The sequence below is a fragment of the Bhargavaea massiliensis genome, assembly GCF_050480245.1.
In the GTDB taxonomy this organism is placed as follows: domain Bacteria; phylum Bacillota; class Bacilli; order Bacillales; family Anoxybacillaceae; genus Anoxybacillus.
In genome coordinates this window covers 74,148-96,918 of record NZ_JBCNEQ010000063.1, presented here as the reverse complement: position 1 = coordinate 96,918, position 22,771 = coordinate 74,148, and the positions used below count along the sequence as shown (strand labels likewise).

Below are 22,771 nucleotides of genomic sequence, written 5' to 3'. Positions count from 1 at the left end.
CCTACGCCCCTGAACCGAGAATCTCTACTTTTTCAACAAAAGGCAACTGTTTTAATTGCGCGAGCAGTTCATCCATCGTCATCTTCATCTCGCTTGTGCTAATTGACAATGTAACGTTCGCACGCCCTTGAAGCGGAATCGTTTGGTGAATCGTCAAAACGTTGCAATTTGCCGAAGCAACGACGCTTAATAGCTTTGAAAGGGTGCCTGAGCGGTCTTCTAAATGGAAAAAAAGCGTAATAATTTTTTCACGAACGATCGTGTGAAACGGAAAAACAGCGTCACGATATTTATAAAAAACACTTCGGCTGACATCGACAAGCTGCACAGCGTCGGCAACAGAATCGACCTTTTTTCGTTCAATTAATTCTTTCGCTGCCAACACTTTTTTCATCGCCTCTGGCAATACATCTTCACGAACTAAGTAAAATTTTTTATCCACCGCACAAGCTTCCCCCTTTCGCATTAGTCGACAAATTCAAATTCGTAATCCAATAGCTTCACAATATCGCCATCTTTCGCACCGCGAGCACGCAGCGCGTCATCCACTCCAAGCGAACGCAATTGGCGCGCAAAGCGACGTACTGACTCTTCTCGTGAAAAATCGGTCATTTTAAATAGCTTTTCAATTTTTTCGCCTGATAAAATAAACGTTCCATCATCATCACGCGTAATATGAAACGGTGTTTCTTCTTTTTCAAGCTTGTAAACAACGCGATGAATCGCTTCTTCCTCTTGTGGATAAAGCGGAAATTCTGGCGTCGTTTCAAGCAGATCGGCAATGGCAAATAAAAGTTCGCGAACCCCTTGGCGCGTCACTGCTGAAATTGGAAAAATCGGAACGTCTTCGTTTAATTTTTCTTTAAACTGTCGCAAATTTTCCTCCGCATTTGGCATATCCATTTTATTCGCAACAATAATTTGTGGTCGCTCCGTTAAACGTAAATTATACTGTTTTAATTCTTCGTTAATGACTAAATAATCTTCGTACGGGTCGCGTCCTTCAATCGCGGCCATATCAATGACATGAACGATGACACGCGTCCGTTCAATATGACGTAAAAATTGGTGCCCAAGCCCAACACCTTGATGCGCCCCTTCAATAAGACCTGGCAAATCGGCCATGACAAAACTACGACCATCTTCGGTTTCAACGACGCCTAAATTTGGAACGATCGTCGTAAAATGATAATCTGCAATTTTCGGTTTTGCCGCTGAAACGACAGACAGTAGCGTGGATTTGCCGACGCTTGGAAAACCAACAAGTCCAACGTCAGCGAGCAATTTTAATTCTAACGTCACGTATCGTTCTTGCCCTGGCTCCCCATTTTCAGCAATTTCCGGAGCCGGATTCGATGCGGTCGCAAAACGAGTATTCCCTCGGCCGCCCCGACCACCTTTCGCCACGATAAATCGCTGCCCATGTTCCGTTAAATCAGCGATGATTTCTTTTGTCTCATCATCAATGACAACCGTTCCTGGCGGCACTTTAACAATTAAATCTTCGGCATTTTTTCCATGTTGATTTTTCGACATGCCATGTTCGCCACGTGGCGCTTTAAAATGGCGTTGGTAGCGGAAATCCATCAACGTACGCAATCCTTCGTCAACAACAAATACAACATCGCCGCCTTTTCCACCATCTCCTCCAGCTGGGCCGCCTTTTGGCACGTATTTCTCGCGCCGAAACGCAACCATTCCGTTTCCACCGTCGCCACCTTTCACGTATATTTTCACTTGATCAACAAACATCGTTTTTCTCCTCCGATCTTTTATTTAAAAAGATGAACGATTGCACACACTGTTAATTCATGTTCATGAATCACATGTTCGCAAATCGTTAACGCATCATACCGACTATGTTTTTGGAGCCATTCTTTTACCTTCTCATGTTCATGAAGCATACCACGATAATCAAAAAAGAGGCGCACATCTCTCCCTGTTAAATCAATCGTAATCGTTACATAGTTTTCAACATGCGGAGAAGAACATTCCTCAAGCATATGTAAAAATGAATGACACCATGTAACGAGCATATGATCATATGCATGTAACGGACGCGGTTCTCCTAATACTTCATACTCTAGTTGAATATGACGTGCTTGCCAATGATACGTCATAAGCAATTCAGCAAACTGCGCTGTTTGTAAATTCGTTAACTTCGCTTCATTTTCAGCCTCAATGATAATTTGTTGGATGATTTCATTGACACGATCGATGCGCTGTAAAGATAAATTTCCTTTAATTAATTGAATTTTATTGAGCCAATCATGCCGGGAATGGCGCAATGCCTCCACAATCGTCCATCGCTTCTCCATCATTTATTCTCCCATAAACATTTTGACTATAATTATAGCATACGCCCACAAAAAGAAAACCCTAACCAAGTCGGTTAGAGTTTTCCACTTTCTTATGCTTCTTTCACAACAGGATATACGCTCACTTTTTTGCGATCGCGACCCATGCGCTCAAAACGAACGATGCCGTCAACTTTCGCATAAAGTGTGTCATCGCCACCGCGTCCTACGTTTAATCCTGGATAAATTTTCGTTCCGCGTTGACGATAAAGGATCGAACCGCCTGTAACGAATTGACCGTCTGCACGCTTCGCGCCAAGACGTTTTGCGATCGAATCACGACCGTTTTTTGTTGAACCTACCCCTTTTTTCGATGCGAAAAACTGAAGATCTAAACGCAACATGTCGTGTCACCTCCTACAACGTTTTCGTCGTTATTTTGACGTATTTGCCGTAATCACGCTCAATCGTTTGGAGCGACACGATCATTCCTTCAAGAAGAAGCTGCACATCGGCAAGCACTTTCGCATCTTCAATTGTCGGAAGTTCACAATGAAGATAGCCGTCTTTTCCTTGTTGAATGATCGGTTTCACGTTCGTCAAGGCGACGATCGCATTGACCGCACCAAACGAAATGGCTGATACACCTGCACATACAATATCTTGTCCACGCTTCGCAAACTGGGCGTGTCCGCTAATCGTGAAGGACTGAATCGTCCCTTCTGCCGTTCGATTAATCGTTATGCGAATCATCGCTTACGCCTTATGCGTTAATTTTTTCGATAACAACTTTTGTGTATGGTTGGCGATGACCTTGCTTGCGACGATAGTTTTTCTTTGGCTTATATTTGAAAACGATGATCTTCTTTTGACGACCATGTTTTTCAACTTTCGCCGTTACTGTTGCGCCAGCGACTGTAGGTTTGCCAACTTTGACGTTTTCGCCACCTACAAATAACACTTTGTCAAATGTTACTGTTTCGCCTTCCGCTGCATCGATTTTCTCGATGTAAATGGCTTGGCCTTCTTGTACTTTAATTTGTTTTCCACCAGTTTCAATAATCGCGTACATATTTGCACCTCCTAAATTAGACTCAGACTCGCCAGCTGCGAGGCGGTTCAAGCGAACGCTTAAAAAGCCTTAGCTGAGCGGTTGTAGCACGGGTGCTACACAACATAGAAGATGATAGCATAAAAAGAAAACAATTGTCAATACGTATAAAGCAAATGGCCAATCGGTTCGTTTGTTCGCTTCTCATGAAAATAGGCGTATAACAATTCATTTTCATCGAGTTCCATCTCGATTTCATTTTTCCGCACAATAATCGCATGTTTTTTTCCGCGATGAAATAAAAGAAGAACACGAAATAACGGATCGTTTGCATCAACGACGAGACGTTTTAGCGTTCGATATTCAATCCGCTTGCCGTAATATCTTTCAAGTAAAAAGCGCATCCATACGTACGTTCGTTGCTTCCATTCAAACCAAATGGCATGTGCTAAAAAACAAACAATGATCCATAAATTGATTTGCATCGGCGCCATCGTCAATAAACAGATAAAACATACGCTTAAAAAAAAGATCGACGCATAAAGCGCTTGTTCATGCGCCCTTCGAAACGATGTACGCATTGTACGGTAAAGGAACAATAACTTTCCTCCATCGAGCGGCCAAATCGGTAATAAATTGATGAGTAAAATGGATAAATTATACTCAAGCAATTGCTTGTACCACTCATCTGATAAAATATTCACATAATGAGCAATGTACGCAATAAAAAAAATAACAATATGCTGAAATGGACCTGCGATTGTAACGATAAATTCTTCATGGAACGGGCGGTTCCCGTGCTCATCCATTTCAGCCACCCCCCCAAACGGCAAAAGCAGGATGCGTTTCACGCGCCACGAAAAAAGATGTGCCGCGACAACATGCCCAAGCTCATGCCAAAGCACAATCCAAAACAACAAAAGAAGCGTCTGAAATTGGGCCGTCATAATCGCAATGAGCGCAATGAACCAAAAAAGCGGATGAATATGAATATTCGTAAAAATAGATAACCATTTATTCAAAGGAAATCACCTGAACAGGATCAATAAAATGATCCCCTTGTTTAATGGCAAAATAAAATATTCCTTTTTTATCATTTGCGGCTGCTTTGCCTATTTCTTTTCCTGCCTCAACAAAATCATATAACTTTACTGAAATGGCTGATAGCTTCCCATACCACGTTTCACTTCCATCCGCATGTTGAATAACAACTGTTTTTCCGTACGGTTCTTTTACCCCTGCAAATACGACAATACCTTCTTCAACCGCTTCAATTGTTTGATTGGTTTCGATGACAATGCCTTGTCCATTATGTTCAAACGTTTCCACAACGCGCGCTGAAGCAGGGAAGGCATATGTTGTCGTTGTCCCTTCTTGCTTTTTTACGTTAAAAAACGCTAGCGGCTTGCCGAATGTTTTTTCATACCATTGTGCAACGGTCGCAAATTGAAAGTCTTTTTCCATTACTTGTTTGACGAATGTACGCGCACCTTCGACTTTTGGAGAGTCATATCGAAATAAAATCGCAACGGCAAAAAATAAAAGCGCAGCAAGCAAGCCTTTGAATAAAAATATATCTTTGCGAAAAAGCGGCGGTTCCCGCTCGCTGTCATATGTCACAACGGTCGGATTCCCGTACTTTTCCTCTTCACTCCAATCCGTCAACATCGTTTGAACGTAGCGTTCCCGCTCCTTTTTCCGCTTCGCGATTCGCTTTCGAATATGTTCAATTCGATCGCTCATCTTCCCACCCCTCTCGTCCTATTTGTATTATATGTATGGGGAAATGGGAAAGATATGAATGAAAAAAGCACTCCCAAACGGAAGTGCTACCGCGCGCTAAACAGTTTTTTAATTTTCGAGAAAAAGCCTTTTTGTTCTTCATCATCAAGCGACATAAGCGGCACCGATTCACCGAGAAGGCGGCGAGCGATGTTGCGATATGCTAAAGATGCTTTACTATTTGGATCAAGTACAATCGGCTCACCGCTGTTTGACGCTTTAATGACATGCTCGTCATCAACAATAATACCGAGCAAATCAATAGATAAGTGCATGACGATTTCATCAATATCCAACATATCATGATTTTTTAACATATGGCTACGAATGCGGTTAATAATTAAACGCGGGCGTTTCATATGCTCTTCTTTCTCAAGCAAACCAATAATCCGATCAGCGTCGCGCACAGCTGAAATGTCTGGTGTCGTGACGACAATCGCCTCATCCGCTCCAGCGACAGCGTTTTTATACCCTTGTTCAATACCTGCTGGGCAGTCAATCAAAATATAATCGTAATCTTGTCTTAGATCGTCAATAAGTTGTTTCATTTGTTCAGGTGTCACTGCAGACTTGTCGCTCGTTTGGGCAGCTGGTAGTAAATAGAGACGATCTTCGAATCGTTTATCTTTAACGAGCGCTTTTTGAATCGTACAACGTCCTTCGACGACATCGACAAGATCGTAAATGATGCGATTTTCCAATCCCATAATGACATCAAGATTGCGCAAACCGATATCGGTATCAACAAGACAGACGCGCTTTCCTAACAGCGCCAGCGCAGTGCCGAGATTTGCCGTCGTTGTCGTTTTGCCCACGCCGCCTTTGCCAGAAGTAATAACAATCGCTTCCCCCACTGTCAAAAACTCCTTTCTAACCGAGTTAAATTCGGACGTAAATGCATCAATAATTGGAGCCGGTCGACAACAATTTGATTATGTTCATCAATATAAGCGCACTCCATTTCATTTCCTTCGTCGCTCCGATAGTCTGGCGCCCGATTCATCACATCGCTAATGCGCAGCTGTGTCGGCTTCATGACGGATGCAGCAATAATCGCTTGCCGATTTCCATCGTACCCTGCATGTGCGATGCCACGTAATGCCCCTAATATAAAAATATTTCCTGTCGCAATAACCGTCCCGCCAGGATTCACATCACCAATTAAAAGCAAGTCCCCATCGATGTGCAACACTTGTCCAGAACGAACGATTTTCGCAACAGATACAATTTCATTTTTCTTTTTCCATTCCAATGCTTCTTGTTTCGTCATCACATTGCTTACAATCGAGTGAACGATTAAATTTTTTTTCATTCGGATCACATCGCGCAGCCGTTCTTCTTGTTCGCGCGTCAAATATCTGTTGCCAACATGAACGTGCACCGCAACAAACGGACCTTCTTCATCACGAGTTGTTGTCGTCAACAATTCGTCCACTTGCTTTAACAATTCGTCATAAGCACACGTATCATCAAGATGCAACGTCAGTCCTTCTTTCGTCCCTTTCATCGACACATATGTTCTTTTTTCTTTGCCAGCCACGACTTTCACCTCAATGAATAGTTCTCCGCGTTTTTTTGTATTCCTTCACATTGCTGACGACTCGCCCCGCTTCTCATGCCACTTTAACAACGTTTGTTTTAACGGATAAGCGATCACTAAAATGACAATTGTATGAATAAACAGCGTTGGTAAAAAGCGCGCCTGCAAAAACGTTTGAACCGGCATCATCGTCCTGCCGATCACAAGTTGGATGGCATATGCGTACCATTCGACACATGCGATGGCAACGATCGCAAAAAAGGAAGCTGTCCATGCATTTTTGTGAAAGATGTTCATCGCTTTCGCAATTAAATAAGCTATGAGCGGAAAAGCAAAAGCATAAACGCCTAACAGTTCCGTATATGTTACATCATATAGCAGGCCAAATATGAATCCATACGTCATTCCCTCTGCTTGTCCAATGAAAATTGTGATAAACACAATGAAAACGAGCAATAAACGCGGAACGAGCAAATAAACATCAAATAACGGATGAGAAAGCAATTGCACAACGATGCTTTCAAATAAAAACACAACGGTAACAAGGGCAGGAAGAAACAAGCGGTTCATTATTCTTCCTCCTCTTGCGACATTTCAATTTTCCGCTTCACAATTATGACGTCATCAATATCATAAAAATTCGCTGCTGGCTCGATATAGGCAATTTGGGTAAGCCCGTACTCATCCGCAACGACTTCTTCAATCTCCCCGATAAATAATCCTTTTGGAAAAATCCCACCGAGTCCTGACGTAAACACACGCTGTCCTTTTTTTACTTTTGCATCATACGGAATGCGTTTGAGCAGCAACGCTTCTCGTTCTTGATCATATCCTTCAATTAAACCGAATACGTTTTCATCCCCTTGAACAAACGCGGAAACGCGATTTTGCCGATCTTTTGCGCTAAGTAGCTGCACCGTTGCGCTAAATGGTGATACGCTGCGCACTTTGCCAATTAATCCTTGCGGCGTAATGACGGCCATATCTTTTTTCACACCGTGTTGTGAGCCTTTGTTAACAATCAACGTCTCTTCCCAACGATCCGGATTGCGCCCGATGACCGTCGCTTGAATGGCGACAAAATCACGTAAACTTTCTTTTTTATCAAGCAGCTCACGCAATCGCTCGTTTTCTTTTTTTAGCGATTCAACTTCTGACTGTAAAAGTACATATTGCTCTAAATGTTCCTTTAGCCGCTTGTTTTCTTCATATGTATGACGCAAATCGTTTACATTTTCAAAGAAGCCCGCAACGAGCTGTGCGGGCTTATGCACGATAGATTGTATAAAAACAACGGTGTCTTTTACGAATTTTTCCATCCATGTTAATTCACTTCGTTCTTTCAATGAAAAGCCGATCAGGGCGACGAGAACCATGATGCTCACGAGCAATATAATCAGCCGTTTGTTTAAGAAAAATTTCGGCATGACGACACCTTCTTACGCATTAGCGATGGTCTCGCGCTTTATTTTTAAATAAATGAATATGATCAAGCGCTTTTCCTGTGCCAATCGCGACGCAGTCGAGCGGATTTTCAGCAATGATGACCGGCATGTTCGTTTCTTGGCTAATGACTTTATCTAAGTTGCGCAACAACGCTCCTCCACCAGTTAAAACGATTCCGCGATCCATAATGTCCGCTGCAAGCTCCGGCGGCGTTTTTTCAAGCGTATTTTTCACGGAATCAACGATGGCATATACTGTATCGCGCAACGCTTCTGCAATTTCTTCCGCATGAATTTCAATCGTTTTTGGCAAGCCTGTTAATAAATCTCGACCGCGAATTTCCATGCTTCCGATTCCTTCCGGATTGCCTGCTGAGCCAATTTCGACTTTAATCGCTTCCGCTGTGCGCTCCCCAATCATTAAATTGTACGTTTTACGAATATATTGAATAATCGCCTCATCCATTTCATCACCAGCCACACGAATAGACTGGCTCGTTACAATGCCACCTAAAGAAATGACAGCGACTTCCGTTGTGCCACCCCCGATATCGACGACCATGCTTCCTGTCGGCTCCCATACAGGCAAATTCGCACCGATCGCAGCTGCGAATGGCTCCTCGATCGTATAAGCATCGCGAGCCCCTGCTTGTCTCGTCGCGTCGATGACTGCACGCTCTTCTACTGCCGTAATCCCTGACGGCACGCACACCATCACGTATGGCTTTCCAGCAAACAATCCGCTGTTTTTCGTTGCTTGCTTAATGTAGTACTTCATCATAATGGCTGTCGTTTCATAATCGGCAATAACTCCGTCTTTCATCGGGCGGAGTGCGACAACATTTCCTGGTGTACGCCCGATCATTTGCTTTGCTTCATTACCGACCGCAACAATTTGCTTCGTATCTTTTTGTAGCGCAACGACAGAAGGCTCGCGCAAAACAATTCCTTTTCCTTTGACATATACAAGCGTATTTGCAGTACCTAAATCTATTCCAAGATCTCTTGATCCAATTCCAAACATGTTCGTATCTTCCTTTCTGAAACAAAATGCTTTCAAAAACTCATGACATTTATTATAACGCAATTGTGATGAAAAGAGAATGGTTTACACATATCCTTTTTCTTTCAAGCTCACATATGTTTTGTCACCAATAATTAAATGATCGAGCAGCTCAATGCCAACGAGACGACCACATTCAACGAGTCTGCGCGTCACTTCAATATCTTCGCGGCTCGGTGTCGGATCTCCTGACGGATGATTATGAATACAAATGATCGAAGCAGCTGAACGTTTAATGGCTTCCTTATATACTTCGCGCGGATGAACGATCGACGCATTTAAACTGCCAATGAATACCGTTTTTTTATGCATCACTTGGTTTTTCGTATTTAAATATAACACAACGAAATGTTCTTGGCTTAAAAAACGCATATCTTCCATGACATAACGCGCACCGTCTTCTGGCGAGCGAATGACGTAGCGATCGTCATATTGCATCTGGTGTACGCGCCGACCAAGTTCAAGCGCTGCAATAATTTGAATCGCTTTTGTTTTTCCGATTCCTTTAATGCTTGTCATTTCTTCGATAGTCGCATCTTTTAGCTGACGAAGTCCTTCGAAATGGGTGAGTAAATGTTGTGCAAGTGTGAGAACAGAATATTGCTTTGTCCCCGTGCGAAGCAATATCGCTAACAGTTCTTGATTTGATAAGCTTTGCGGTCCTTCAGAAAGCAAGCGTTCACGCGGACGGTCATCGGGCGGAACATGACGAATAAGCATACGTTCCCCCCTCTATTTTAACCGTTTTTTAACGAAATGGGTAAAATCCGAATTTTTTTAATTCGCGGGCAAGTTTAGCGATCGGCAAACCAACAACAGAAAAATAATCGCCATCGATTTTTTGAACAAAAAGCGCTCCACGTTGTTGAATGCCATATGCCCCTGCTTTATCAAGCGGCTCTTTCGTTGCAATATACGCCCAAATGTCTTCATCTGTGAGCGGCCAAAATGTGACGTCCGTTTTTTCAGCAAACGTCACGCATTCTTTTTTCGTGCAAATTGCTACTCCTGTCCATACTTCATGCGTCGTCCCTGATAAACGTTTTAACATGCGAAAAGCGTCTTGTTCGCTTACTGGCTTTCCAAGCACTTCTCCTTCACATACGACAATCGTATCTGCACCGATGACACACGCATCGCTTGCTTGTTGCCATACCGCATTAGCTTTTTTATACGCGAGCTGCTGTACAATTTCACTAGGGGATAACTGAGCATCAAATGATTCATCGACATCGCTGACGAGGATGTCAAACGGAAGTCCAAGCATACGAAGAAGTTGTTTTCGACGAGGAGAACTAGAAGCTAACACAAGTTGCATCGTCATCACCTTTCTGTCATGAGCATTTGTTTCAAGGAAGATACACTTGTATCGTACCAAATTTATACACAATAAACAACGGTTCGACAAAAAAAAAGAAGCAAATCGCTTCTTATTGTAAAACGTTTAATATATGTTGTTGTGCTTTCCATAGTTGGGCGTTGTCGTTTGTTTGTTGAAAAGTTTGAAGCGCTTCATACGCTTTTTTCATATGTTCGTTATGAAACGAATACGACTGTAGCTGTTTCCACTGTTCATTAACAAGTTGTTGCCCAGCTAGCAACTTGCTAATAAAAGAAACGATGGTAAAAAACGCTTCTTTTTCTTTTTCATCGATGGATACATTCCACGGTTTCACGTATGTGTCAATTCCGAGCGGTTCATATAAGCTTGCCATTTGTTTCGCTTCTTCTTTTGTCAATGCCATCCCTAAAAACACGTAAACAGGACTTTTTCCAACCGTAACACTCGGACGATGTTGAGCTTCTATTTTTTGTACATACTCACTCGCTGCTTCGTCGTCTTGAAACGCTCCTCCTTGAACGACAAAAACCTCCTCCGTCATTTGTGCACTCGACAGCTCTTGTTGTAACGTTGCTGTCGATGCCGGTTTACTTTCTGTTGTCGGAATGATCGTTAACACAAATAACCCGAAGCTTGTCCCAAGAACGATAGCTAAAGCAATCGCAAGCGCAAACGAACGCCAAGGTGATTGTTTTGTTCTATATTGTTTATCCCATTCAATGAAATCATGTTGTTCTTCGCTTTGTTCCTCATTTTGCTCACTTGACCATTGCGGTAACGTGCTCATCGCAGTCGTGTACGGTTGTTCTTTGCCATTCACTTTAATAATAATCGCTTTTTTTGCCGGCTTGTCCATTTTTTCTCCCTCCCGCTATCATTCTTTGCTCATCGTAACATAAAAAAAGAAAAAAAGAACGAGACATTTGTCGTCTCGTCGCGGAAGGTTTTCGTCAAATTTCGCGCTTTCGATCTTGAATGTCACGTACCGACAATTGATCGACAGGCACCCCCTTTTCTTTACAAATTTGCTTCGTTTCTCCTTTTAAACAGACGGCATAAGCCATCGTGCCGTCGCTTTGTTTTGTCACAATAACGTACGAATCATCATTTGGCGGCAACCGTTTCGATGTGTATGGATCAATGATCGGTTCAAACACCCCATCATCGACTAATTGTTTGTACGTCAACGTTTCGCTTTGATTCGGCGTTAAAAACTCTACCTTTTGTGCGCCGACATGAAGACGTGCCGCTTCATAGAGCGAATACGCGGCCGCAACAAACGCTTGATCGCGCGACTTTTTTATTACCTCAATGACAGAAATGGTCGCAATCATCATTAAAATACTCAAAATCACAACGACAGCTAACAGTTCGATTAACGTCATTCCGCGCTCATCTTGCATCCCACCGCCCCCTTATTGATCCGTTAGTGAAGGAAATGGATTTCGCTTTTCACTCGGTTGTGGTAGGTCAAGCGGTGGCAATTGCTCAATCCATTGACGCAACTCTGGTGCATAAAACGTTGAAACCGTAAGGGAATAAGACAGCTCTGGCACTTCATCCATCACTGTCGTCCATTCTTCATATCCTGTAAACGATAATGAATCAACAGAAACGATGCGCTTCGATCGCTCTAGTACGTCAATAAATTGTTCGAGCGCAAAATAAGAAGGAGACCGAACCGCCATATTGACCGTCAATTTTTGAATAGGCGTTGGAGGACCTTCAACGTTTTCTCCTTCTTGAAATGTAAGCGACAACACCACACTATTTGATACGACTTCTGCTTTTTCAATTTCTAATAAAAACTGCTCAATAAACGGTTGAACAGGAATGCGTTTTTGCAGTTCGACGATGCTGACGCGCAACTCGTCTGGCGTTTGTTTACTTTGTAACGTTTGTAACAACTTTTTTTCCATTTGTAATTCCGTTTGCAGCTGCTCTCTGCGATCATCGAGCGGTTTATACACATATATATATAACGCAAATGACAGCAATGTAAACAACAAGAGAGAGAGGCTGATCATTAATCCTTTTCTCATGTTTCCCCTCCTTGTTGCTGTTTTTTCCATTCTTCCATATTGAGTTGAACGGAAAATTGCCCGATATATCGTGGCATTGTCCCTTCTTCTTCCGTCTTTCCTTCTGTTGCAGTTAAGCTTGTCAGCTTCACGTCAGCGATAAACGATGCATCTTTTAACGCTTGTAAATATGCGGCACTTTCGCGTGTTGTATCAAATTGAACAGCCAGCTGAATGACGCCATCGCGAGCATACGAAACATTCATTAAAAACCCGCGCTCTGGCAATCGCTCAATCAATTCATGTAAAAGCTCGACCGTATGAACAGGATATTGTTCCGCCCATCGAATCGCTTCTTGCAACTGTGCGCCAACGGATGCGTTCGTTTTTGTTTTTTGTTTTTCTTCTTCGGCGATGCGTAGCGCTTTCGTTTGATCCAACTCTGTTTTTAATTGTGTAATTTGTTGCTCCATGCGCTGCACAATGACATAAAACGTTGTCGCACCAACGATCAATAACATAGCCACCACAATTGATAAAAGCGGGATGAGTTGCGATTTCCGTTCTCGTTTCGGCAGTAAATTAATTTCTACTAACATGTCCATTACCCTCTTTTAATCCGAGTCCAATTGGCAAATAGTAAGCAGGGTCAATCGCAAGCGGCAACGTTAACATTTCTACAACAACATCAAGCCGCTCTTGTAACAAATGGGAAAACGTATGAATGAGTGGATGATCGCCGGTTATAACGATGCGCGTAATTTGCGCTTCGCCCTTTTGCAATGAAAAACGATAAAAGTTCATGACACGTTCTAACTCTTTGTATACATCTTCCAGTTGACGTTCAGGTTGTCCTTCCTTTAACCATTTCCATCCTTCATTCGTTTTTTCCCAATATGTCCACTGTGAATCAAACGCTAACTGACGAGTAAAGATCGGACGGTGCTGATGAAAGACACTAACGTTTAACGATGATAAATCAAATTGAACAAATAAAAAGTGATCGATGTCGTTCGCTAAATCAAACGTGTAAAATAAGCGATATAAACTAAGCGGAGAAATATCGGCCACAATCGGTTTTAATTTAACTGCTTCAAACAGTTCTGCATATTGCACCACGTTTGCTTCTGGAGCTGCAAATAATAAAACGTGGAGCGCTTCTTTCGTTTTTTCAAGCACCGCATAATCAAATACCGCATCTTCAAACGGAAGTGGAATGGTCGCGCCAATTTCCATAAATAAATAACTGCGTATATCTTCGACGTCCACGTCTTTTGGCAACGATATTTTTCGAATGACGACGAGCGGATCAGGAACGAGAAAACGAACGCGGCGACGTTTTATTTTCCATTCGTCCACGCATTGTTCTAACACTTCGGTAAGCTGTTCTTCATTAACAATTTTTCCGTCGCACACAATCCCTTCTGGAAGCGGCCATTCCTCGCACGTATGCAAGACGAGCGGTTTTTGTTGTTTTAGCTCTACATAGCGAATGACGTGGTCTTTTATGACAATGTTGCCCACTTTATTTTTCATCGAAAAAAGCCGCATAGTTTGTTCTCCTTACATCATAACCTTTACATACATCTCAATCATCGCTTCACCAAAAAAATAGGCGATCAGCGTACCAACAACAATGGCTGGTCCAAATGGCATCGGTTCGCCACGCTTCACACGTCCTATTGCCATGCCAATCAGACCAAACATCGTCCCAACGAACGTCGATAAAAAGAATGCTAAAACCGTTAATTTTACCCCAAGCGCCAAACCGATCACTGCAAATAGTTTAATATCTCCACCGCCCATGCCACCTTTACTTACGAGCGCGATAATAAATAACATCAAAAATCCAACGATGCTGCCTAACAAACTATCCCACCACGGAGTAAGCGGCGCAAACCATAGACGCTCAATAAGAAGAAGTGGGGCAAAAAATAATAAAACACGGTTTGGAATAATCATATAATGCACATCTGAAACGAAAACGCTAGCAAATAAAGAAATGAGCGTCCAACTAACGACGATTTCCGCTGACCAACCGACAAAAAGTGGAGCAAGCGTAAACAATATCGCTGTGGACAGCTCAACGAATGGGTAAACAAAGGAAATGCGCGCCGAACATGCGCGACATTTCCCTTTTTGTAACACATACGAAACAACCGGAATTAACTCAAACGTCGTTAACGTTCGCTTACAAGACGGACAATGCGAACGCGGCGCAACAATCGACTCCCCTCTCGGCACCCTTAACCCAACAACGTTATAAAAAGAACCGAGAAGAAGACCGAGGAGGAAAATGTAAACATACATTAATTCAATCATATAAGATCACACTATGGTTTTTTTAATGTAACATCCTTTCTAGTTAGTTTCTCTGGATCTTTGTCATCAATATATTTATGCGAGTTAGGATCAGCAGTAGCAAGGGTGACTTTGTAACTTAGGTTTCCATTGGAATCTTTAGTTACAGTAACAAAACTATTTGTCCCATCGTAATCCCCTTCATCCCCAGGAGATTTTGGCACTTTTTCTAAATAACCACCGTTGACAAGTTCAGTCATAGTGAACTTAGCTTTATTCGTATTTGACGTATCTGCCGTAATCGCTAATCTTGTTGCATTTACAAGTTGTTTAGCGTTCGAAATGTGGGCATCTTTCTTCGAATTGTCGATTAGCGCTCCTACACTCGGAATCGCAATCGCTGCAATGATTCCTAAAATAACGATAACTGCCAATAACTCAATTAACGTTAAACCTTTTTCGTTACGAATAAATCGTTTTAACATATTCTATCCCCTTTGCATTTTTTTGTCTTCTCTTATCATTTTACACGATAAGCAATCTAGTTGGAAAGTACTAGTTTTATTGTTGAATATGATTAAATATATCAAACATCGGGACTAAAATCGAGGTGACGATTGTCCCGACGACACTAGCAAGCAATACGATCATAAGCGGTTCAATAAGCGATTTTAAACGATCGGTAGCCGCTTCGACTTCCGCTTCATAAAAGTCAGCAACTTTCGCAAGCATCGCATCGAGCGAGCCTGTTTGCTCTCCGATCGCAATCATTTGTGTTACAAGAGGGGGAAACGCCCAATGCCGCTTCATCGGCTCGGTCAACGATTCTCCACGCTCGAGCGCATCACGCGATGTGCGAATGACGCGAGCAATCACCTCGTTTTCTACAACCTTTTCAACGATCGTAAGCGCCTGTAAAATCGGGACCGCGCTTGAAAAAAGCGAACTTAATGTGCGCGTCATGCGGGCAAGCACCGCTTTTTGCATCATGCTTCCAAAAATCGGCATTCGTAATACGATTACATCTAAATAATATTTCGTCTTTTTTTGCTTTTTTAACAATAGAAGTAAGCCGTACATGATCAACATAAGTAAAATGACGCCCCACCAATACGTTTGCATCACTTCACTTGCACGTAGCACAAACTTCGTAATTGCTGGCAAATCAGCACCGAAATCTGCAAACATCGAAACAAACGTCGGAACGACTTGAACGAGCAAAAAGATGACGACGATGACCGCAATGATGCCAACAACAACAGGATAAGCCAAAGCGGAAATAATTTTTTGCCGCGTTCGGTGCACTTTTTCAAAATGATCGGCGAGCCTCTCAAGCGTCTCTTCCATATTTCCGCTCGCTTCTCCAGCCCGAATCATGTTGATGACGAGCGGAGGAAAAATATTCGGGTGATCGGTCATCGCCGTAGATAACGGTTGTCCGCTTCTTAATTGTTCTTCAATATGCGTTAGCGCTTTTTTTAACGCTTTGCTTTCCGTTTGCTCGGCTAAAATACGAGTGGCGTCGACAATCGTTACCCCTGCTTTTAACAACGTTGCAAATTGACGCAAGTAAATAACGAAATGTTGCAGCTTCACAGGGTTACCGAATGTAATTTCTTTCGTTAATAACGTTTGTGGCACTTCGCGTACATCAATGACTTTTAATCGTCGTTCGCGCAGTTTTATGATGACATCTCGTCGCGACGAAGCTACAATCGTCCCTTTTTTTACTCGTCCGCGCATATCACGCGCTTCATAGCGAAATTGCGCCATATTTATCACCCTTCCTGCAAGTACGGCTCAACCGTTTCTCTTGCAATCAGTCCTTGTTCGACAAGCTCTCTAATGTTCGCCTCAAGTGTATGCATGCCAAGCGCACGGTTCGTTTGCATGACGCTCGGAATTTGATGAATTTTCCCGTTGCGAATTAAATTCGCAACGGCTGCATTGTTGATTAAAATTTCTGTTGCTGCAATTCTTCCGTTTTTTTGTGCGCGCGGGAATAATCGTTGTGAAATAATCGCAACTAAAACCGTCGCTAATTGAATACGAATTTGTGCTTGCTGCTCTGGTTGAAATACATCAATGATTCGGTCAATCGTCGCAGGCGCACTTGACGTATGAAGCGTCCCGAAAACAAGATGTCCTGTTTCTGCGGCGATAATGGCTGCTTGAATCGTTTCTAAATCGCGCATTTCACCAACTAAAATGACGTCCGGGTCTTGACGAAGCGCTGCCCGCAACCCGTTTGCGAAGTTGTTCGTATCCGTTCCAACTTCGCGCTGATCGATCACACATCCGCCATGTTTATGCACGTATTCAATCGGATCTTCAAGCGTAATAATATGTTTGCGCATCGTTTTATTCATATAATCAATCATTGCAGCTAACGTTGTTGATTTTCCGCTCCCCGTCGGTCCCGTCACAAGAATGAGCCCTTGAGGTTTTGTAACCATCTTTTTTAACACATCTGGTAGTTGCAATTCGTCAAGCGATGGAATTTTTGTCGGCACAATGCGAATAGCAAGCGATATGCAGCCTCGTTGTTTAAACACGTTAACACGAAAACGCGAAACGCCCGAAAGGCTATACGACAAATCTAACTCTCCGTTTTCTTCAAAATGAGACCACATTTTTTCGGGAACGATCGCTTTCGCCATTTGTTCCGTATCGGTTGGTGACAATACGTCTTGTCCATATCGTTTTAAATCCCCATTGATGCGAAAAATAGGGGGAATACCGACCGTCACATGAATATCAGATGCTTTTAATTCAAATGCAGCACGCAACATCGCATCTACTTTTTGTTTCATGCTCATCACGAAACTTACGCAAGGAAGCCCCTGTCTTTAGGCACGGGGAGGAATTGCACCTTACGCAATGTTCATTCCCTCCCTTCGATATGTGTATCCGTCGAATCGCTGAATGACCTTATACAATGCTTACACGCAACACTTCTTCTGTTGTCGTCAACCCTTGTTTTACTTTTAACAATCCGTCATCAATTAAAAAAATCATTTTATTTTTTATCGCTATTTCACGCAATTTCGAAAGCGGTTCGCCATTTAAAATGACCTTTTTCATTTCATCAGACATGACCATTAATTCATGCAGGGCAATACGTCCTTTATATCCGGTCATATTGCACGTTGGGCAGCCACGACCGCGCATCACTTTTTCAATTTTCAAACCACGGCGAGCAAAAATGTCCACCTCCCGCTTCGTCGGTTCATGTTCCTCTTGGCAATCTCGACAAACGCGGCGCACGAGACGTTGCGACACAACACCAGATAGCGATGTTGCAACTAAAAACGGCTCAACGCCCATATCAATTAAACGCGCGACCGTGCTTAATGCGTCATTCGTATGCAGCGTGCTTAACACTAGATGTCCTGTTAACGACGCACGAATAGCTATTTCCGCCGTTTCCCGGTCGCGAATTTCCCCTACCATAATAATGTTCGGGTCTTGACGTAAAATGGAGCGCAGCCCTTCCGCAAATGTCATCCCGACATTTGGATTGACTTGAATTTGGTTGACTCCTTCAAGCTGATACTCAACTGGATCTTCAATTGTAATAATGTTCACATGTTCCCCGTTTAAACGGTTTAACGCGGCATAAAGTGTCGACGATTTTCCTGAACCAGTTGGCCCTGTAATTAAAACGATGCCTGTCGGCTGTTCAATGAGTTGAATAAACCGTTGTAAATTAACTTTATTAAAGCCAAGCTTATTTAAATCATTTAACGCTGCCCCTAAATCAAGCACGCGCATGACGATTTTTTCGCCGTAAATCGTCGGCAACGTCGATACGCGCAAATCAATCGGATGAAAATCGATGTTCATTTTAATGCGCCCATCTTGTGGGACACGATGTTCTGTAATGTCCATATTCGCTAAAATTTTAATGCGCGCCGTTAACATTCCTTGCATATGTTTCGGCAACGCTCGCTCTGTCCGTAAAATTCCGTCAATGCGATAACGAATAACGACTTTCGTCTCATGTGGGTCAATATGAATATCACTAGCTCGCTGTTCAACTGCCATTTGTAAAATTTGATTGACAAGCTTGACGATCGGCGAGTCATCTTCAACAAGCTTCTCTTGCTCACTCACCTCTTGTTGAGGAGCGATGTTTAAAAACTCTTCAACCGAATCATCAATATCATAATACTTATTAATGGCTCGTAAAATATCGTCCTTTGAGGCAATGGCCACTTCGATATGAAAACCTGTCGACAGGCGCAAATCATCGATCGCAAAAAAATCCATCGGATCTGCCATCGCAACAAATAAACGATCTCCTTCTTGCTTTAAAGGAATAAGCATATTTCGTTTCGCAAATTCTTTCGGTACAAGGTTCGTTAATTTCGGATCAATCGGATACCGATATAAACTGACGTGTGGGATGCCGAGTTGAAACTCTAATACTTCAATTAATTGTTGTTCTGTAATGTACCCTCGCTGCAACAACGCATCGCCTAACTTTTGTCCAGGCGCCTTTTCTTTTAACGTCTCTTCAAGTTGTTCTTTCGTAATGAGCCCTGCTTCAATTAACAAATCACCTAATCGTTTTCGCTCTTGTTTTTTCATGAGGTCCCACCCTCATTTCCTTTGATTTGCTCGTTTTCATTTCCCCATATGTCTTCTTGCTCTGTTAGTTCTGTTGAAGGTGTTTCGTTTGGTGTTGATGATTCATTGGGTGCTGATGATTCATTTGGTGGTTCATTTGGTGATTCATTTGGTGTCTCACTTGTCTCGGACCGTAATCCACGCACTTCCACACGATGAATCGGCGGGTAAAAATCTTCCGAAACGAGCACTGTTTCAACTAATGTGCGGTTTCGATCGTACACTTCTTTATATAGGCGAATAAGCATTCCTTTTTTTCCTTCTTCTTTCATTCGCTTTTCATTTGGTTTCAACAATGCACTATATTGCACAATTGTTTTCGGATCATAATACTCGATCGGGCCTGTTTTTAGCGCGTATTGATAAATAAAAGGTGAGCCGATCAAAGTCACTTGCATTTGATCGCCTTCCATTTTCCATTCGAACGTGTACGCTCGATCGTTTGGATTAAAAAAAATAAAGTCCCTTTTATTTTGTTCAACGGCCGCTTCAAATCCTGCTTTCACTCCGTTTGACAATACAGCGCTCGTATGCCTTTCAACAACTTCAAAATTTGTCGGTATTATCGCCTCATATAGTGCAGATGCAAATAGCGTCATCGCTTCTTTAGATATACCTAAACCTTGTTTTTTAAAAAAGTCCAAAACAGAAAATACTTGTTTTGGCTCAACGACAATGGTCGTTTGTGACATGACACGAAGCTCTTCATGCAATGGAATCGTGGCCTGCGATAAAACCGTTTCTTGTTGCATATCTTCCCGAACGTATTGCTGAAGCGATAGTTGAGCAGATGTAAGCGAAGCCGCTGCTCGTTCTAATTGATTTTTTACCTTCTCCACATCAATCCAATCACTTGATGCACCAATAGAAGAAATGGCGTCTTGCAACGCTTGTCCGTCAACAGAAACGAGGAGAGGGGTGCGCTTTCCGCTCACCGCTTGTTTCATGCTCTCCTCGATATGAAACGTAAAATGATTCGTTTGTACCGTGACCTTTTTTCCTTCTAGCACGAGCGTCACCGTTGCTGATTGCTTCCACTCGTTCACTTTTTGGTTGATTTGTTCATGCGCTTCTTCATATGAACGATTTGATACGTCAATCGGCCCGATCATCGTTCCTTCGGCAAATTTGTCTCCGCTAACAAACGACTCGTACGCCCACGTTGCCACTTTTGTACTAGCGAGTAAATATGAAACGGTAATGAGCAACGTAAAAAATAGCTTGAGTGAAACGATTTGGCGCACAGCATACGCCTCCTTACTCGACATTCATAGATAGCTCAATAACAACGTCTGGGCCTTCTTCTTGCGCGCGCATGACATCTTCTTTCGTTAAGATCGTATCTTTTGAAATGAATACTTCCCCATTTGCATCCACAATATCTTTTAATACCCGCTTTCCTGTTAACATTTGAATTTGTTTTTGACGTAATTCATCTAGCTCGTTCCCTACCGTTTCTGGAAGCATTTGTTCAATGGGCGGCTCGACCTGTGTTCCTTTTAGCGACAATAACGCGTCAACATTGGAGACGAGTTCTTGTTGCGCATGTTCATGAACGATTAACAGCTCTTTTCCGTATGTAATCACATGATCGGCACGAACGATGCGAGAGTCGTTTCCGATTTGTACTTCAATACCCGTAATTTGTCCCGTTTCTTCGTCAATATAAAATTCTGTTGCTTCTCCAAGCAATTGACCTTTTCTTGTCATCACTTTCGCTTGTTTAATCGCAATTTTTTTATTGACAAGCTCATTCGCAATAGGAATGACGTTTAAATCGAGAACAGCGCGCTCTTCTTCAACCGTTACCGCAAATTCCCCAATTCCGATCACATTTCGGAACGGAATCGCTTTCATACTAATTTCCCAATTTTCTTGATCAACAATCAAAAAGTCAACAGTTCCTTTTTCTGGGTTTACAACAAGTGACTTCACTTGTCCAAGTTGAACTCCGTTTTGAATGCTGATGACTGGAAGACCGATAACTTGTGCACTACTTTTCATTTTTTCCACCCCATTTTTTGTTCAGCGTAATGAATCATGTATGTTAATTGTTGTTGAATGATTGGATAGGGCTCATATTGCCCGTACAATTGTTTCGCAAAATCATATAGCTTTTCATATTGTTTCGAGGCAACGTAATGCTCCATTAATACATTCGCAAATGTATAATAATCTTGTTCATGTAAACGAGGATGTAAATGTTTATGAATAAGCTGTTCATATTCCTCGTCCGATAATAACGGACGCATGGCGTATAAAGAAGCGAGTAAATTTTTCATGAACGGTTTTGGAAGCATACGTATCGCTTCATCGCCTTCTTCTGTCGCTATCGTTTCATTATATGCAGACGGTTTTTCGTCCGTATACACAATCGCTTCTTCGACGATCGGAATGCTTTCCGCTTCATCTTGCTGTTTTTCAGCAATAGCATCCTCTTCAACGACTGGAATCATTTCCATTTCATTTTGCTGTCCATCTACTACGTCATCATCTTCTATAACTGTCTCGATTTCATTTTTTTCATCGACAAAATGATCGTTTATCTCGTCAACAACAGCAAGCTCGTCCATGTTAAGCAACTCATTTTCTTCTGTTTCAAACAAAGGTTGATTATATGTTAGCTCATTGCTTTCTTCGTCTAACAAATCAACCCATCGTTCATCGTCCAGCTCATGACGTTCGTTATTTACATCTGTACCGTCATTGTCTACTATATGTAGCGGCTCAATCACGTCGTCCATTTCGGCTAACGGTTCAATGATATGATCATATCCATCATTGCGAAGCGGCTCAATGGAAACATGTTGTTCAACCTCTTCTGGCCAATGGCGTTCAAGCCATTTGAATTCCGTTTCTTCCGTTTGTTCTTGCTGAAGGTCCTCCTCCTGCTTTTCTGCCGCCACTTCTTTTATGATAAATAACGGTTCTTCTTTTTGCTCATCTTCTACATCGTCCGCTACAATCAAATCATGCTCATGAATGCGTGCATAAAATAAATGACCGAGCTTTTGCTCAAGTAAATATGTGCTAGCAATCACTAAAAGTAAAAGAAATAACGCCGCTTGCCAAAGTGGAAATTGTTCTACGGCAATCATGCCAAAGGCGCTTAATAAACAAGCAACCGTTAATAAAACTACGATCCCTTTTTTTGTCCACCCGAAAGGCAACCGAATATAGATGGGGATTAAGATGAGAAAGAAGATAGCGAAAAATAAATACGGCAAATCGCTCCCCCCATTCAACATGATACAACGCTTAACTCTAACATATTGTATAATAAAGTTATGTATTTTA

The 22,771-nt window shown here is 42.4% G+C and carries 28 protein-coding genes and 1 other annotated feature; all 28 genes read right to left on the bottom strand.

The window, feature by feature from the left end:
* Window position 1 precedes the first annotated feature (1 nt).
* The gene (locus tag ABEV15_RS11985; RefSeq protein ID WP_429632596.1) at window positions 2-442 is read right to left on the bottom strand and encodes a transcriptional regulator ThrR; all 441 of its coding nucleotides are present in this window, start codon (window positions 440-442) and stop codon (window positions 2-4) included.
* A gap of 23 nt (window positions 443-465) precedes the next feature.
* On the bottom strand, window positions 466-1,752 hold the full coding sequence (obgE, locus tag ABEV15_RS11980; RefSeq protein ID WP_429632594.1) for a GTPase ObgE: 1,287 nt from the start codon (window positions 1,750-1,752) through the stop codon (window positions 466-468).
* Between the two features lie 20 nt (window positions 1,753-1,772).
* Window positions 1,773-2,321, bottom strand: a complete 549-nt coding sequence (locus tag ABEV15_RS11975; RefSeq protein ID WP_498853338.1) for a Spo0B C-terminal domain-containing protein — start codon at window positions 2,319-2,321, stop codon at window positions 1,773-1,775.
* 89 nt (window positions 2,322-2,410) lie between these two features.
* The gene (gene rpmA, locus ABEV15_RS11970) at window positions 2,411-2,701 is read right to left on the bottom strand and encodes a 50S ribosomal protein L27 (protein WP_003396301.1); all 291 of its coding nucleotides are present in this window, start codon (window positions 2,699-2,701) and stop codon (window positions 2,411-2,413) included.
* Between the two features lie 13 nt (window positions 2,702-2,714).
* Window positions 2,715-3,050 carry a ribosomal-processing cysteine protease Prp gene (locus tag ABEV15_RS11965; protein WP_429632590.1) on the bottom strand — a complete coding sequence of 112 codons (336 nt, stop codon included), beginning with the start codon at window positions 3,048-3,050 and terminating at the stop codon, window positions 2,715-2,717.
* A gap of 10 nt (window positions 3,051-3,060) precedes the next feature.
* Window positions 3,061-3,369 (bottom strand): 50S ribosomal protein L21, encoded by a 309-nt coding sequence (rplU, locus tag ABEV15_RS11960; protein WP_429632588.1) that lies wholly within the window; start codon window positions 3,367-3,369, stop codon window positions 3,061-3,063.
* A 14-nt stretch (window positions 3,370-3,383) separates the two neighbouring features.
* Window positions 3,384-3,462 (bottom strand) — a sequence feature (ribosomal protein L21 leader region).
* Window positions 3,463-3,506: 44 nt separating this feature from the next.
* Window positions 3,507-4,370, bottom strand: a complete 864-nt coding sequence (locus tag ABEV15_RS11955) for a M50 family metallopeptidase (protein ID WP_498853337.1) — start codon at window positions 4,368-4,370, stop codon at window positions 3,507-3,509.
* On the bottom strand, window positions 4,363-5,091 hold the full coding sequence (locus ABEV15_RS11950; protein WP_498853336.1) for a peptidoglycan DD-metalloendopeptidase family protein: 729 nt from the start codon (window positions 5,089-5,091) through the stop codon (window positions 4,363-4,365). The genes ABEV15_RS11955 and ABEV15_RS11950 overlap by 8 nt, the downstream gene beginning before the upstream one ends.
* A gap of 86 nt (window positions 5,092-5,177) precedes the next feature.
* On the bottom strand, window positions 5,178-5,984 hold the full coding sequence (minD, locus tag ABEV15_RS11945) for a septum site-determining protein MinD (RefSeq protein ID WP_429635190.1): 807 nt from the start codon (window positions 5,982-5,984) through the stop codon (window positions 5,178-5,180).
* A 2-nt stretch (window positions 5,985-5,986) separates the two neighbouring features.
* The gene (minC, locus tag ABEV15_RS11940; protein ID WP_498853365.1) at window positions 5,987-6,637 is read right to left on the bottom strand and encodes a septum site-determining protein MinC; all 651 of its coding nucleotides are present in this window, start codon (window positions 6,635-6,637) and stop codon (window positions 5,987-5,989) included.
* 78 nt (window positions 6,638-6,715) lie between these two features.
* A complete protein-coding gene (mreD, locus tag ABEV15_RS11935; protein WP_429632580.1) occupies window positions 6,716-7,240 on the bottom strand; it encodes a rod shape-determining protein MreD in 525 nt (174 codons plus the stop codon).
* Window positions 7,240-8,097, bottom strand: a complete 858-nt coding sequence (mreC, locus tag ABEV15_RS11930; RefSeq protein ID WP_429632578.1) for a rod shape-determining protein MreC — start codon at window positions 8,095-8,097, stop codon at window positions 7,240-7,242. Before mreC ends, mreD begins: the two co-directional genes overlap by 1 nt.
* A 19-nt stretch (window positions 8,098-8,116) precedes the next feature.
* Window positions 8,117-9,139, bottom strand: a complete 1,023-nt coding sequence (locus tag ABEV15_RS11925) for a rod shape-determining protein (RefSeq protein ID WP_006320433.1) — start codon at window positions 9,137-9,139, stop codon at window positions 8,117-8,119.
* Window positions 9,140-9,223: 84 nt separating this feature from the next.
* Window positions 9,224-9,898, bottom strand: a complete 675-nt coding sequence (radC, locus tag ABEV15_RS11920; protein WP_003396335.1) for a RadC family protein — start codon at window positions 9,896-9,898, stop codon at window positions 9,224-9,226.
* Between the two features lie 28 nt (window positions 9,899-9,926).
* Window positions 9,927-10,496, bottom strand: coding sequence for a Maf family protein (locus ABEV15_RS11915; RefSeq protein ID WP_429632575.1), 570 nt, complete (start codon window positions 10,494-10,496; stop codon window positions 9,927-9,929).
* A gap of 112 nt (window positions 10,497-10,608) precedes the next feature.
* On the bottom strand, window positions 10,609-11,376 hold the full coding sequence (locus ABEV15_RS11910) for an SPOR domain-containing protein (protein ID WP_498853335.1): 768 nt from the start codon (window positions 11,374-11,376) through the stop codon (window positions 10,609-10,611).
* A gap of 94 nt (window positions 11,377-11,470) precedes the next feature.
* Window positions 11,471-11,923: a type IV pilin protein gene (locus tag ABEV15_RS11905; RefSeq protein WP_498853334.1), complete on the bottom strand. Its 453-nt coding sequence runs from the start codon at window positions 11,921-11,923 to the stop codon at window positions 11,471-11,473.
* Between the two features lie 12 nt (window positions 11,924-11,935).
* Window positions 11,936-12,562: a type 4a pilus biogenesis protein PilO gene (locus ABEV15_RS11900; RefSeq protein WP_498853333.1), complete on the bottom strand. Its 627-nt coding sequence runs from the start codon at window positions 12,560-12,562 to the stop codon at window positions 11,936-11,938.
* Window positions 12,559-13,140: a PilN domain-containing protein gene (locus ABEV15_RS11895; RefSeq protein ID WP_498853332.1), complete on the bottom strand. Its 582-nt coding sequence runs from the start codon at window positions 13,138-13,140 to the stop codon at window positions 12,559-12,561. The genes ABEV15_RS11900 and ABEV15_RS11895 overlap by 4 nt, the downstream gene beginning before the upstream one ends.
* Window positions 13,124-14,092 (bottom strand): type IV pilus biogenesis protein PilM, encoded by a 969-nt coding sequence (pilM, locus tag ABEV15_RS11890; protein WP_498853331.1) that lies wholly within the window; start codon window positions 14,090-14,092, stop codon window positions 13,124-13,126. Before pilM ends, ABEV15_RS11895 begins: the two co-directional genes overlap by 17 nt.
* A 12-nt stretch (window positions 14,093-14,104) precedes the next feature.
* Window positions 14,105-14,863: a prepilin peptidase gene (locus ABEV15_RS11885; protein ID WP_498853330.1), complete on the bottom strand. Its 759-nt coding sequence runs from the start codon at window positions 14,861-14,863 to the stop codon at window positions 14,105-14,107.
* A gap of 11 nt (window positions 14,864-14,874) precedes the next feature.
* Entirely contained in the window at window positions 14,875-15,327 is a 453-nt protein-coding gene (locus ABEV15_RS11880; protein WP_498853329.1) for a prepilin-type N-terminal cleavage/methylation domain-containing protein, read from the bottom strand.
* Between the two features lie 76 nt (window positions 15,328-15,403).
* The gene (locus tag ABEV15_RS11875; protein ID WP_498853328.1) at window positions 15,404-16,615 is read right to left on the bottom strand and encodes a type II secretion system F family protein; all 1,212 of its coding nucleotides are present in this window, start codon (window positions 16,613-16,615) and stop codon (window positions 15,404-15,406) included.
* A gap of 5 nt (window positions 16,616-16,620) precedes the next feature.
* A complete protein-coding gene (locus ABEV15_RS11870) occupies window positions 16,621-17,655 on the bottom strand; it encodes a type IV pilus twitching motility protein PilT (RefSeq protein ID WP_498853364.1) in 1,035 nt (344 codons plus the stop codon).
* Between the two features lie 118 nt (window positions 17,656-17,773).
* A complete protein-coding gene (locus ABEV15_RS11865; RefSeq protein ID WP_498853327.1) occupies window positions 17,774-19,435 on the bottom strand; it encodes a GspE/PulE family protein in 1,662 nt (553 codons plus the stop codon).
* Window positions 19,432-20,718: a VanW family protein gene (locus ABEV15_RS11860; RefSeq protein WP_498853326.1), complete on the bottom strand. Its 1,287-nt coding sequence runs from the start codon at window positions 20,716-20,718 to the stop codon at window positions 19,432-19,434. The genes ABEV15_RS11865 and ABEV15_RS11860 overlap by 4 nt, the downstream gene beginning before the upstream one ends.
* A gap of 13 nt (window positions 20,719-20,731) precedes the next feature.
* Complete coding sequence (locus ABEV15_RS11855; RefSeq protein ID WP_498853325.1) at window positions 20,732-21,478, bottom strand: PRC-barrel domain-containing protein; 747 nt, start codon at window positions 21,476-21,478, stop codon at window positions 20,732-20,734.
* The gene (locus ABEV15_RS11850) at window positions 21,475-22,701 is read right to left on the bottom strand and encodes a hypothetical protein (RefSeq protein ID WP_498853324.1); all 1,227 of its coding nucleotides are present in this window, start codon (window positions 22,699-22,701) and stop codon (window positions 21,475-21,477) included. Before ABEV15_RS11850 ends, ABEV15_RS11855 begins: the two co-directional genes overlap by 4 nt.
* Between the last annotated feature and the right edge of the window lie 70 nt (window positions 22,702-22,771).

Excerpts from the sequence above, each read along its gene's own strand:
- obgE (WP_429632594.1), bottom strand. The coding sequence starts at position 1,752 with ATGTTTGTTGATCAAGTGAAAATATACGTGAAAGGTGGCGACGGTGGA.
- ABEV15_RS11975 (WP_498853338.1), bottom strand. The coding sequence starts at position 2,321 with ATGATGGAGAAGCGATGGACGATTGTGGAGGCATTGCGCCATTCCCGG.
- rpmA (WP_003396301.1), bottom strand. The coding sequence starts at position 2,701 with ATGTTGCGTTTAGATCTTCAGTTTTTCGCATCGAAAAAAGGGGTAGGT.
- ABEV15_RS11965 (WP_429632590.1), bottom strand. The coding sequence starts at position 3,050 with ATGATTCGCATAACGATTAATCGAACGGCAGAAGGGACGATTCAGTCC.
- rplU (WP_429632588.1), bottom strand. The coding sequence starts at position 3,369 with ATGTACGCGATTATTGAAACTGGTGGAAAACAAATTAAAGTACAAGAA.
- ABEV15_RS11950 (WP_498853336.1), bottom strand. The coding sequence starts at position 5,091 with ATGAGCGATCGAATTGAACATATTCGAAAGCGAATCGCGAAGCGGAAA.
- minC (WP_498853365.1), bottom strand. The coding sequence starts at position 6,637 with ATGAAAGGGACGAAAGAAGGACTGACGTTGCATCTTGATGATACGTGT.
- mreD (WP_429632580.1), bottom strand. The coding sequence starts at position 7,240 with ATGAACCGCTTGTTTCTTCCTGCCCTTGTTACCGTTGTGTTTTTATTT.
- mreC (WP_429632578.1), bottom strand. The coding sequence starts at position 8,097 with ATGCCGAAATTTTTCTTAAACAAACGGCTGATTATATTGCTCGTGAGC.
- ABEV15_RS11925 (WP_006320433.1), bottom strand. The coding sequence starts at position 9,139 with ATGTTTGGAATTGGATCAAGAGATCTTGGAATAGATTTAGGTACTGCA.
- radC (WP_003396335.1), bottom strand. The coding sequence starts at position 9,898 with ATGCTTATTCGTCATGTTCCGCCCGATGACCGTCCGCGTGAACGCTTG.
- ABEV15_RS11915 (WP_429632575.1), bottom strand. The coding sequence starts at position 10,496 with ATGCAACTTGTGTTAGCTTCTAGTTCTCCTCGTCGAAAACAACTTCTT.
- ABEV15_RS11910 (WP_498853335.1), bottom strand. The coding sequence starts at position 11,376 with ATGGACAAGCCGGCAAAAAAAGCGATTATTATTAAAGTGAATGGCAAA.
- ABEV15_RS11905 (WP_498853334.1), bottom strand. The coding sequence starts at position 11,923 with ATGCAAGATGAGCGCGGAATGACGTTAATCGAACTGTTAGCTGTCGTT.
- ABEV15_RS11900 (WP_498853333.1), bottom strand. The coding sequence starts at position 12,562 with ATGAGAAAAGGATTAATGATCAGCCTCTCTCTCTTGTTGTTTACATTG.
- ABEV15_RS11895 (WP_498853332.1), bottom strand. The coding sequence starts at position 13,140 with ATGTTAGTAGAAATTAATTTACTGCCGAAACGAGAACGGAAATCGCAA.
- pilM (WP_498853331.1), bottom strand. The coding sequence starts at position 14,092 with ATGCGGCTTTTTTCGATGAAAAATAAAGTGGGCAACATTGTCATAAAA.
- ABEV15_RS11885 (WP_498853330.1), bottom strand. The coding sequence starts at position 14,863 with ATGATTGAATTAATGTATGTTTACATTTTCCTCCTCGGTCTTCTTCTC.
- ABEV15_RS11880 (WP_498853329.1), bottom strand. The coding sequence starts at position 15,327 with ATGTTAAAACGATTTATTCGTAACGAAAAAGGTTTAACGTTAATTGAG.
- ABEV15_RS11875 (WP_498853328.1), bottom strand. The coding sequence starts at position 16,615 with ATGGCGCAATTTCGCTATGAAGCGCGTGATATGCGCGGACGAGTAAAA.
- ABEV15_RS11870 (WP_498853364.1), bottom strand. The coding sequence starts at position 17,655 with ATGAAACAAAAAGTAGATGCGATGTTGCGTGCTGCATTTGAATTAAAA.
- ABEV15_RS11865 (WP_498853327.1), bottom strand. The coding sequence starts at position 19,435 with ATGAAAAAACAAGAGCGAAAACGATTAGGTGATTTGTTAATTGAAGCA.
- ABEV15_RS11855 (WP_498853325.1), bottom strand. The coding sequence starts at position 21,478 with ATGAAAAGTAGTGCACAAGTTATCGGTCTTCCAGTCATCAGCATTCAA.